The sequence below is a fragment of the Candidatus Eisenbacteria bacterium genome (assembly GCA_035712145.1).
Taxonomy (GTDB): Bacteria; Eisenbacteria; RBG-16-71-46; order RBG-16-71-46; family RBG-16-71-46; genus DASTBI01.
The window spans coordinates 1-8031 of record DASTBI010000207.1; the positions used below are offsets into that span (position 1 = coordinate 1).

9 protein-coding genes are annotated in these 8031 nt (G+C 67.3%); 8 read left to right on the forward strand and 1 reads right to left on the reverse strand.

The genetic code is table 11. The features are described 5' to 3' along the window. The 3 genes from VFQ05_14720 to VFQ05_14730 all read left to right on the forward strand — a co-directional run. Positions 1-214, forward strand: a 214-nt coding sequence (locus VFQ05_14720) for a hypothetical protein (protein HET9328016.1), incomplete at its 5' end; no start/stop codon positions are given. A 77-nt stretch (positions 215-291) separates the two neighbouring features. Then, complete coding sequence (locus VFQ05_14725) at positions 292-516, forward strand: AbrB/MazE/SpoVT family DNA-binding domain-containing protein (GenBank protein HET9328017.1); 225 nt, start codon at positions 292-294, stop codon at positions 514-516. Continuing rightward, positions 513-989 (forward strand): type II toxin-antitoxin system death-on-curing family toxin, encoded by a 477-nt coding sequence (locus VFQ05_14730; protein HET9328018.1) that lies wholly within the window; start codon positions 513-515, stop codon positions 987-989. Before VFQ05_14725 ends, VFQ05_14730 begins: the two co-directional genes overlap by 4 nt. A 16-nt stretch (positions 990-1005) precedes the next feature. Here VFQ05_14730 and VFQ05_14735 read toward each other — a convergent pair whose 3' ends face one another. Further along, on the reverse strand, positions 1006-2553 hold the full coding sequence (locus tag VFQ05_14735; protein ID HET9328019.1) for a benzoate-CoA ligase family protein: 1548 nt from the start codon (positions 2551-2553) through the stop codon (positions 1006-1008). Position 2554: 1 nt separating this feature from the next. Between VFQ05_14735 and VFQ05_14740 the strand changes: the two genes are divergently transcribed. The 5 genes from VFQ05_14740 to VFQ05_14760 all read left to right on the forward strand — a co-directional run bounded on the left by VFQ05_14740 (position 2555) and on the right by VFQ05_14760 (position 7902). Next, on the forward strand, positions 2555-3787 hold the full coding sequence (locus VFQ05_14740) for an aminotransferase class V-fold PLP-dependent enzyme (protein ID HET9328020.1): 1233 nt from the start codon (positions 2555-2557) through the stop codon (positions 3785-3787). Next, positions 3706-4557, forward strand: a complete 852-nt coding sequence (locus VFQ05_14745; protein HET9328021.1) for a creatininase family protein — start codon at positions 3706-3708, stop codon at positions 4555-4557. Before VFQ05_14740 ends, VFQ05_14745 begins: the two co-directional genes overlap by 82 nt. Continuing rightward, positions 4554-5321: an SDR family NAD(P)-dependent oxidoreductase gene (locus VFQ05_14750; protein HET9328022.1), complete on the forward strand. Its 768-nt coding sequence runs from the start codon at positions 4554-4556 to the stop codon at positions 5319-5321. Before VFQ05_14745 ends, VFQ05_14750 begins: the two co-directional genes overlap by 4 nt. Next, positions 5318-6148 carry a PIG-L family deacetylase gene (locus tag VFQ05_14755; GenBank protein ID HET9328023.1) on the forward strand — a complete coding sequence of 277 codons (831 nt, stop codon included), beginning with the start codon at positions 5318-5320 and terminating at the stop codon, positions 6146-6148. The genes VFQ05_14750 and VFQ05_14755 overlap by 4 nt, the downstream gene beginning before the upstream one ends. Before the next feature lie 113 nt (positions 6149-6261). Next, positions 6262-7902 carry a FlgD immunoglobulin-like domain containing protein gene (locus VFQ05_14760; protein ID HET9328024.1) on the forward strand — a complete coding sequence of 547 codons (1641 nt, stop codon included), beginning with the start codon at positions 6262-6264 and terminating at the stop codon, positions 7900-7902. The last annotated feature ends 129 nt before the right edge of the window (positions 7903-8031 follow it).

Below are 8031 nucleotides of genomic sequence, written 5' to 3' on the forward strand. Positions count from 1 at the left end.
GTCCGAGCGTGAGCAGGGCATCGTCCAGGCCCAGTCCGAGGAGAATCGGACGCTGCTCGAGCGCGAGGTGCGAGTGATCGAGGCGCTGCGGCGGCGCCTCGCGGAGCTGCATCGCGAGGAAGTCGTCGACGAGAGCGTGGAAGAGACCTTCCCGGCGAGCGATTCCCCCGCCCGCTCGGTGGTGAAGGACCGCCCGAAGCCAATGTCGCCATAGCTCCGGACAAGACCTCGCTTCAGCGATTGACCCACCGTGGAGATAGTTATAACATCTGTGGCCACGAGGGAGGGTCCATGGTCCGGCTCAAGGTTCGAAAGGTCGGCAACTCACTGGGGGTCACGCTCCCCGCCGAGGCGGCAAGAGAGCTAAAGGTGCGCGAGGGGGACCACTTGTTCCTCACGGAAGCGCCGGGAGGGTTCAGGATCACTCCCTACGATCCGGACTTCGCAGATGCCATGGCCGCTGCCGAGTCAGTCATGCAGCGGTACAGGAACGCACTCCGTGAACTCGCCAAGTGAAGCCACGGTGGGTCCCCAAAGCGGCAGTCCTGGCGATCCACGAGGCCCTGCTCGCTGAGCATGGGGGCTCACCGGGCCTTCTCAACGAAAGTGCCCTCGAATCCGCCTTGGCGAATCCACAGAACCGACTCGCCTATTCTGAAGGGTCAGTTCCCGACTACTTCGACCTCGCAACTCAATACGCGTCCTCTTTGACGCGCAACCATCCATTCCAAGACGGCAACAAGCGAGTCGCGTTCACGGTGGCCGCTGCCTTTCTTGAAATGAATGGGTTCCGCTTGGATGGTCTGGAAGCTGACGCCGTCAAGATGGTCGAAGCCCTCTCGACTCGCGAAGTCAACGAAGCTGTATTCGCCGATTGGCTGCGCGCCAATTCTGCTCCCATTCCCAAGCCGAAGAAGTCTCCGCGATCCACTCCGAGACTCTCCGCGATCAATCCACCCCGGTCGCGAAGAAAGACCAAGCGCCGCTAGCCCCCCCAATCTCCCCTCAGGAAACCGCCTCGCGCTTGAGTCTTCCGCGGTCCACCTTGCCCAGGTGCGTGCGCGGCAATGCGTCCACCAGCACCACCTCGCGCGGATGCTTGTAGGCGTCGAGCCGGTCGCGCACGAAGGCCTTGAGCTCCTCCTCGAGCCCGGCCTGCTTGAGCCGCGGCACGACGTAGGCGCGCGGCTTCACCAACCCGTTGGCATCGGGCACGCCGATCACCGCGGCCTCGGCCACCGCGGCATGCTGGAGCAGGCAGCCCTCGACTTCGGCGGGGGCGAGCCACTTGCCGGCCACCTTCAGCAGCTCGTCGCCGCGGCCGCAGTAGGTCACGTAGCCGTCGGCGTCCATGCGGATGAGATCGCCGGAGACGTACCACTCCCCGCGAAAGGCCTGCATCGTCTTTTCCATCTGCTGCCAGTAGCCGATCGCGCGCGAGTCGCCACGGACCCACAGCCACCCCGTCTCGCCGCGCGGCAGCTCGCGGCCCAGGTCGTCGCACACCTTGACCTCGAAGCCCGGCACCACCTGCCCGATGCTGCCGGGTCGCGCCGCGCCCATGCGGTTGGAGATGAAGATGTGCCACATCTCCGCGGTGCCCAGGCCGTCGAGCAGCTCGACGCCGAACGTCCGCGACCAGGACTGGTGGAGCTCGGCGGGAAGCGCCTCGCCGGCCGACGTGCACACCCGCAGCGACGAGAAATCCTGCTGCCTGGCGGTGGGATGGGAGACCAGCTTGTGGATCATGGTGGGCACGTTGATCAGCACGGTGGGCCGGTGCCGGCGGATACGCTCGAACAGGACTTCGGCAGTCACGGGTTCGGAGAACAGCACGGAGGAGGCCCCTGCCGAGAACGGGAACAATAGATTGGAGCCGGTGGCGTAGCCGAAGTAGAGCTTCGGCACCGAGAGGGTCACGTCGTTCTCGACGTAGCCGATGATCCCGCGCCCGTAGAGCTCCGTGGTGTTGATGAACGACCGATGCGTCTGAACGACGGCCTTCGGACGGCCGGTGGTCCCGCCGGAGAAGAGCCAGATCGCGGCGTCATCGCGGTGGGAGTGGAAGGTCTCGAGGTCCGGTGAAGCGGCAGCCAGCTCCTGGTTGAATACCGGATCGCCGACGATCAGAACCTGGCGGGTGAGGGGCGCGCTCTTCGCGGCTTCGAGGAAGGCCGCGGCGCTGTCGCGATGCGCCACCACCACGCGGGCGCGCGAGTACTCGAGCATGTGCGCGACGTCGGACGCCGGCAGCGCGGGATTCACCATGACCACGACCGCCCCGAGCTTGAGCGTTCCGAAAAAGGCGCCGACGAACTCGGGGCCGTCGGGAAGCGCGATCAGCACGCGGTTCTCGGGCTCGACTCCGGCAGCCCTCAGCCTGTGTCCGAAGCGGTTGGCGAGCGCCTGGACCTCGGCATAGGTCAGATTCGACTGGTCGGTGCGCAAGGCCACGCGCGACCCGCGTCCTTCGCGCACGCGCGCGTCCAGGAAGACCGAGGCGAGGTTGGAACGTTCCGGCGGCGGCGAGGTCATGGTACGTTGGGCGGCCATCATGGACGCGACGCACGCCACAGGCAACCCCGAAGCGCGGGAGGCTCGCGCGAGCCCCGGGTTCGGCCGCGGGATGCGCGACGCCTGGCCGCTCGATCCCAACGTCCTCTACCTGAACCACGGGACGGTGGGCGTCACGCCCCGGCGGGTGCTGGCCGCGCAGCAGGCGATCCGCGACCACATCGAGACCCGTCCCTCGCAGTTCATGCTGCGCGAGCTCACGTCGATCACGGTCGGAATGCCCCGGCTGAAGGACAGGCCGCGCATGCGCGTCGCGGCCGATCAGGTGGCCGAATTCGTGGGCGCCCGGGGTGGCGACCTGGTCTTCGTCGACAACGCCACCACCGGAGCCAACGCGGTCGTCCGCTCCTTCGACTGGAAGCCCGGCGACGAAGCGCTGGTCACCGATCTGGGCTATGGCGGCGTCGTCAACGCGGTGCGCTACGCCACCCGCGAGCGGGGCGCTTCGATGCGAGTCGTGGAGATGCCGTATCCCCCGACACCGGAAAGAGTGGTCGAGGCGATCGAAGCGGCAATCGGGCCGCGCACCCGGATGGTGGTCACGGACCACATCGCCTCCGAGAGCGCGCTGCTCCTGCCGGTGGCCGAGATCGCGTCACGTTGCCGCGCCCGCTCGGTGCCGCTCCTGGTCGACGGCGCCCACGCCCCCGGCGCCATCGCGCTCGACATTCCCGCGATCGGCGCGGAGTGGTACGTGGCCAACCTCCACAAGTGGGCGTTCGCGCCGCGCTCGAGCGGCATCCTGTGGGTCGAGGCCGAGCGACAGGGCGAGGTGCACCCCACGGTGATTTCGTGGGGTCTCGACCGGGGCTTCACCGACGAGTTCGATCTGCCCGGCACGCGCGATCCATCCTGTCACCTGGCAGCGCCTGAAGGCATCGCGTTCCAGCGCGAGCTCGGGCTCGAGGCTCTTCGCAGCTACAACCACGGCCTCGCCTGGCGCGGCGCCCACTTCCTGGCCGAGCGCTGGGGCACGCGATTCGAGGTGCCCGAGTCCATGGTGGGCACCATGGCCACGATTCCGTTGCCCGACCGGGCGGGGCGGGACAGCGAGCAGGCGGCGCGGCTGCGCGACGCGCTGCTCTTCGAGGACGCTATCGAAGTGCAGGTCCACGCCTGGCGCGGGCGGGTGTGGGTCCGCATCTCCGGGCAGGTGTACAACGACGAAGACGACCTGGCGCGGCTGGCCGAGGCCGTGTCGAGGCGCATCTGAGCGACACCGCGATCGAGCTGGCGGCGCTGACCTGGGAGGAAGCGCGCGATCTCGATCGATCGCACGCCGTCGCGGTGCTGCCCATCGGCGCCACCGAAGCCCATGGACCGCATCTGCCGCTCGGCACCGACACCATTATTGCATTAGCCATGGCGCGAGCCGGCGGCGAGCGGCTCGCCGCCAAAGGAATTCTCGGCGTGTTGCTGCCGCCGCTGTGGTACAGCGCCGCGCCGTTCGCCGCAGGCTTTCCCGGGACGCTGTCGGTGTCGGCCGCAACGGTGCGCGAGCTGGTGCTCGACGTGGCGCGTGAGGTGACGCGGCTCGAGTTCATGGCGCTCGCGATCGCCAATGCGCACCTCGATCCCGCGCATCTGGCGGCGCTGAGCGAGGCCGCCGAGCGCGCGAAGACCGAAGGCCTGCTGCCGGTCGCGGTGCCCGACCTCACGCGGCGCGCCACCGCGGAGAAGCTCGGTGACGAGTTCAGGAGCGGCGCCTGCCACGCGGGGCGCTACGAAGGGTCGATCGTTCTCGCTGAACGCCCGGAGCTCGTGCGTGAAGACATCCAGAAATCGCTGCCGCCGAATCCTGCTTCGCTGTCGACGGCGATTCGCGCCGGGATCAAGACCTTCGAGCAGGCCGGCGGCCCGCGCGCGTACTTCGGCTGGCCCGCCGACGCCACCGCGGAGGAAGGTGAAGCCACGGTGGCGGTGCTCGGTGAGATCCTGGCCGAGGCCGTGCACGAGGCGCTGGCGCTGCGAGGCACGCCGTGAATCTCGAAGGTCGCGGCGCCGTCGTCACGGGCGCCAGCCGTGGCATCGGGGCGGCTACTTGCCGGGCGCTCGCTCGGGCAGGTGCGCGAGTCGTGCTGGCCGCACGGTCTTCCGTCGACCTCGAGCGAGTCGCCAAGGAAATTTCCGACGCGGGTCACGAGGCGTGGCCGGTGGTGTGCGATGTCACCGATGAAGCGAGCGTGAAGTATCTCGGCGAGATGGCGCGCGCCCGGTTGTCGAAGGTGGACGTGCTGGTCAACAATGCCGGCGATGCCGCCTCGGCGCCTCTCCGTCGGATCACGCTCGAGGACTGGAACCGCATGCTGGCGGTCAATGCCACCGGAACGTTCCTGGTGAGCCGCGAGTTCGCCCCGGCCATGGCCGAGCAGCGCTGGGGGAGGATCGTCAACGTGGCTTCGACCGCGGGGCTCGAAGGCGGCAAATACATCACGCATTACAGCGCGGCCAAGCACGCGGTCGTCGGCTTCACCCGAGCGCTCGCCGCCGAGCTGGCCGGCACGGGCGTGGCCGTCAATGCCGTGTGCCCGGGCTATGCCGACACCGCGCTCACCGAGCGCACGCTCGAGAACGTGCAGGCACGCACCGGCACGTCGCGCGAAGGCGCGCTGGCCGCGGTGCTGGCGAGCGCGGGCCAGGAACGGCTCGTGAGCCCCGAAGAAGTCGCGGACGCGATCCTCGCGCTGTGCCGGAATGACGTCGGCACCGGACAGGCCATCGTGGTGACGGGAAAGGCGGCGCCATGAGCGAGGCCCTGAGACTGATGGCGGTGCTCGCGCATCCCGACGACGAATCGCTCGGCAACGGTGGCACGCTCGCCAAGTACTCGGCCGAGGGCGCCCACGTCTCGCTGGTCACGGCGACGCGGGGACAAAGCGGCCGGTACCTGAATTTTCGTAGCGGACCTGACCATCCAGGTCCTGAGAAGCTGGCGATCATTCGCGAGGCAGAACTGCGATGTGCTGCGGAGACGCTGGGAGTCAAAGACGTCCACGTGCTCGACTATGTCGACGGCAAGCTCGATCAGGCGGATCCGCGCAAGATTTTGGCCGACATCGTCACCCACCTTCGCCGCGCGCGACCGCAGGTCGTGCTCACGTTTCCACCCGACGGCGCCTACGGGCATCCCGATCACATCGCGATCTCGCAATTCACGACCGCGGCGGTCGTGGCGTCGGCGGATCCTGGCTTTGTCTTGGAAGGCCCCGCCTCCGGGTACGCTTCTCACGTCGTCTCGAAGCTCTACTACATGACGGTGCCTCGCGCGGAATTCGAGATCTACCAGCGCGTCTTCAAGCGCCTGATCTCGACGGTCGATGGCGTCGAGCGCGAGGCGGTGCCCTGGCAGGACTGGGCGATCACCACCGTGATCGACACCCGCGCGCACTGGCAACGGGTGTGGAAGGCCGTCGGATGCCACCAATCCCAGATGGCATCGTACGCCGGTCTCGCGGAGCTGACGGCGGAGACCCACGAGTACCTCTGGGGCCACCAGCACTACTACCGCGCACTCAGCCTGGTGAACGGCGGCCGCAAGCTCGAGACCGATCTGTTCGAGGGCCTCAGGGACTGAGCCTGTTTGCTGTTTCCTCGCGGGCGCGCTCCCCGTATCCTTCCGGTCCCTGAGGAAGCCGCCCGATCCCTCGACGGCGGCCTTTCCGGAGCACGCCAAAGGAGGCCGCCGCCATGCTCCGTCGTGATCTGCTGTCCTTCGCCTGCGCTGTTGCTCTGGCCCTCGCTGTTGCACCCTCCGTGTCGGCTCAGTCCGGGGTCGCCGAGGTCTGGGGCAACGACAGTATCGTCAGCGTGGCCTTGTCCAATTTCGATTTCACGATCTACACCATGGGCCCGACGCTCTATGAGCTGTGGAACGAAACCGGAACGATTCCCAGCCCGCACGTCGGCGGCCAGTACAAGGCGATCTTCAACGCCGGCACGGCCCTGCACGAGATCGGTCACCAGCTCGCGTTGTGCCACAACGGACTCGTGTACGACGCGCCGAGCGCACAAGACGCCATCTTCGTCGCTTCGGACAATGGCCGTCTCTACAAGCTCGGGATGTCGACCTCCACGGTCCTGGCCAGCGTCGACCTCCGCAGGCCGGGATGCCCAGGCGACATGATCGTCGCAACACCCGCGGTGCAGCTCAACGTGAAGTCCAACGCGGTCTTCCAGAACGACGCCGCGGCGAAGGGGCATTCGGGCGACGACCTGGTCTTCGTGGTCACGAAGTTTGCCTGCGGAGGTGTGACCGAGAACCGGGTTTACGCCCTTTGGTCATCGGATTTGTCGATCAACTGGGTGTTCAACGGGGACGCGACCGTCTCCATGGGAGATGCCACTCACGGATGCGAGGTCGATTACGGCAACAACCGCATCTACCTGGCGACCAACCCGACGGCAGCCGGTCAAAGCACCCTGTGGGCGATCGAGACCGTGACCAGCAATCCGTCACCTCCGGTGACGTGGTCCACCAACGCCGGCGCCATCCTGAATCGGCCGACGCTGAACTTCAAGAGCAACGCCGAGCTCTATATCGCGAAGCCCAATGGGACGATTTCGAAGCTCAATGCCGCCACGGGGTCGACGATGTGGTCCCTGCCATCACCGTCGCCGATCGTGCGCGGTATGAGCGCGGAGTTCCGGGCCGGCCAGCCGACGCGGCTCTACTACACGACCGAGGATGGCCTTCTTCGCGGCATCATGGACAACGTGGGAGCTCCGACGCCGCTTTGGCCGCCAGTGTCCCCGCCGGCGGGGGTCAAGTTCTCGACCATCCCGGCTCTTGCTCCCGGCGCGGGCAAGGGATTCATCGGGAGAGACGACGGCATCCTCCAGCAGGTCTCGCTCGTGAGTGGCGCGCCCGAGACGTCGGTCTTGGCCGGCCGGTCCAGGACGCTGTGGGACCCCGCGGTGAGCTTCAGTGGCCCGGCCGCGACGGAACCGGATCGCCTCACCATCACCTCGACCGAGGGATCGATCCGGCGCTATGTCATCCCCTGGTCGACGACAGCCGTGACGACAACGCCCGCCGACCTCTTCGCGCTCGCGCAGAATGCGCCGAACCCGTTTTCAAAGAGCACCAAGATCGATTACCGGTTGCCGTACGACGCACACGTCCAGATCGAGGTCTTCTCCGTGGATGGCCGGCGTGTCCGCACATTGATGCGCCAGCGGCAGCGCTCCGGTCCCCAGACGGTGAGCTGGGACGGAATGGACGACGCCGGTATCGCCCTCAGCAGCGGGTCATATTTCTATCGTTTGCGAGCCTCGGGCTCCGACGGGCGCAGTTTCCAGCAGTCCAGGAAAGTCGAGCTGGTGCGCTGATCATCAGCCCAAGCGCGCGAGCCTCGTTCGCTCGCGTTTGTGGCGCATGAACTCGACTCCGAACGTACGCTCGGCCATGTACTGGTTGTGCGCGCGACAGCGGAGCCGCAGGCCTTGGACCGTCGATTG